The sequence below is a fragment of the Bacillus sp. JJ722 genome (assembly GCF_036963345.1).
Classification (GTDB): Bacteria; Bacillota; Bacilli; order Bacillales; family DSM-1321; genus Bacillus_AD.
The window spans coordinates 13,766-16,052 of record NZ_JBALMO010000114.1; the positions used below are offsets into that span (position 1 = coordinate 13,766).

The following is a 2,287-nucleotide window of genomic DNA, read 5'->3' on the forward strand; positions in this document are numbered from 1 at the left end:
GTGGGAGTCTTAGCGCCAGTTAGAACGGGATAAAAGAATGGAAAGAGGAATTCATATGCATACAGTTTGGAAGGGTAGTGTCTCGTTTGGTTTAGTTAATATTCCTGTTAAATTATTTTCAGCTGTTGAGGACCGTGATATTAAATTTCGACAATTTCATAAGGAGTGTTTGTCTCCTATTAAGTATAAGAAGATTGCAGAATGTGATGATGATGTTACGAGTGATGAAATCATAAAAGTATATGAAACGGCTAATGGTCGTTATATTGAGATAACCGAAGAAGAAATAACGAAATTAAAGGAAGAGCATGAGCAAAAGCAAGTAGCTATTATAGATTTTGTGAAGCTCTCAGAAATTGATCCTATTTATTATGATAAGACCTATTATGTGGGTGCCGATAGTGGTGGCTCAAAGCCGTATGCTTTACTATCGGAAATACTAAAAAAATCAAAAAAAATTGGGATAGCTAAAATTACTATTAGAAGCAAAGAACGTTTAGCTGCCGTTAGACCTCACAATAATATTTTATTACTTGAAACACTTCATTTTCCAGATGAAGTACGTAATTCAAAAGATGCACCCATCGGTGTAACAGACAATACTATCGTGTCGGAAAAAGAATTTGATATTGGGATGATGCTTATCGATCAATTAACTACAAATTTTGATCCTACAAAGTACATCGACACATACCGTACAGCGCTTGAAAAGCTTATACATGAAAAGATGGAGAAGAATGAGTACGTATCAACACCTGATGCTCCGGCTAATGAAGATAGAAATAATGTAGTTGATCTTATGACAGCCTTGCAAGCTTCAATTGATAAAACGAAACCCGTAGCTCCGGCAAAGCCGAAAAAAGCGAAAGCGAGATCAAAGAAAACTAGCTAGCTTTCCTATTTAGAAAAGGGAAGTGGATGTATGACTATTTCCGTGGTTCTTGTTTCTTTTAGGGGAAAGAAAAAGCCTAATTGAAAATAATTCCGATCCTTCTGGTGTGTATCGTGGGTTGCGAAGGGGAGGGAAGAAAGGTGGGAGGGAGACAAGCTTTATCTCAACTAACAAAAGGTTAAAATTGTACCCTGCAACGTTAGATGTTTTAGGGTACATACCCCCCCCACAGTTTTTTAATATAACTATTATTTTTATTACTCGAGCTAGAATTATAATTTGTTTACTACTTAACTATAGAAGAATATATCTAGTTTTATATTGACGCTTTGTTCCTTTACTTTTGCAAAAGTCAATTTCAATTATACAGTTCCGTTGTTAATGGGATAAAACTCTCCACCGAGCGCAAAAGTAATCTTACCCGTTTCTTCAGAAACCACGAGTATTAAAGCGTCGCTTTGTTCACTTAATCCTAAAGCAGCTCGGTGACGTGTTCCCATTTTTTTCTCTCCTGTAAGTTTTTTCGATAGAGGTAGGACATGTGCTGCAGAAACAATTTCATTTTCCTGAATTAAAACAGCTCCATCATGAAGGGGATTTCCAGGAAAAAAGATTGACTCTAATAATGAATGTGTTAAAGTGGCCTTTAATGGAATTCCTGATTGAATTAGAGAATCTAAAGAATCCTCCCGTTGAATTACAATCAATCCTCCATGTTTACGCTTAGACATGTTTTGCACACTTGTAGATAAATCTACATATTTGTCTGTAAATGGAGATAAATAACAATTTAAATAAAAAGAGGCGGCTGTCATTTCAAGTTGTGTAAACGTTTCTCTTACTTCCTCAAAATTTTTCAAAAGACAGTTTCCGTTATTTTCTAATACCTCTAGGTTACTTTGAAGTGTTGCTATAACTTGATGAATACCTGCTGTTAATGCTTGATGCATTGGAGAAAAGTCACAATTATGATGATTCATGGATACATCCTCCTACCACAAACTATTACATTAATTCCAACATAAAATAAAAATTCTACCTTCTTTATTATTTTCCAAAAATTAATGAGCATCCGTATTTTTTTAATAAGTTTTATTCATAGTAATAATAAAATGAAGAGTGGTTCTTTATAGTTGAGAAAGTTAAAATTATCCAAATAAGGGGGTTTTTAGCTTTTTTGAATAGTAAAATATCCGCACGTATTACGGGCGGATATTTTACGTCACCATGAAATTAGAACTTTGAAGCAACTGTAGCAACTTTTTCTAAACCGTCTGCGATTATTTCTTGTGAGCGCTCAGGATATTGATTATGTCCCTCGATAACTACAGTTTCGGATTCTGAAATACCCCAGAAACCAAGGAGAGTTGTGACATAGTTAACAGCCATTTCCAT

At 34.8% G+C, this 2,287-nt stretch carries 2 protein-coding genes and 1 pseudogene; 1 reads left to right on the forward strand and 2 read right to left on the reverse strand.

Going from position 1 to position 2,287, the window contains the following annotated elements:
* Positions 1-55 precede the first annotated feature (55 nt).
* Entirely contained in the window at positions 56-892 is an 837-nt protein-coding gene (locus V7014_RS14990) for a Ku protein (protein ID WP_335508242.1), read from the forward strand.
* Between the two features lie 362 nt (positions 893-1,254).
* Here V7014_RS14990 and cdaS read toward each other — a convergent pair whose 3' ends face one another.
* Both cdaS and V7014_RS15000 read right to left on the reverse strand, forming a co-directional pair.
* Entirely contained in the window at positions 1,255-1,872 is a 618-nt protein-coding gene (cdaS, locus tag V7014_RS14995) for a sporulation-specific diadenylate cyclase CdaS (protein WP_335508243.1), read from the reverse strand.
* Between the two features lie 253 nt (positions 1,873-2,125).
* Positions 2,126-2,287: pseudogene (locus tag V7014_RS15000) on the reverse strand (FMN-dependent NADH-azoreductase); the annotation flags it as partial.

Bases quoted from the DNA above. Each gene is read 5' to 3' on its own strand.
- V7014_RS14990 (WP_335508242.1), top strand. From the start codon at position 56: ATGCATACAGTTTGGAAGGGTAGTGTCTCGTTTGGTTTAGTTAATATT.
- cdaS (WP_335508243.1), bottom strand. From the start codon at position 1,872: ATGAATCATCATAATTGTGACTTTTCTCCAATGCATCAAGCATTAACA.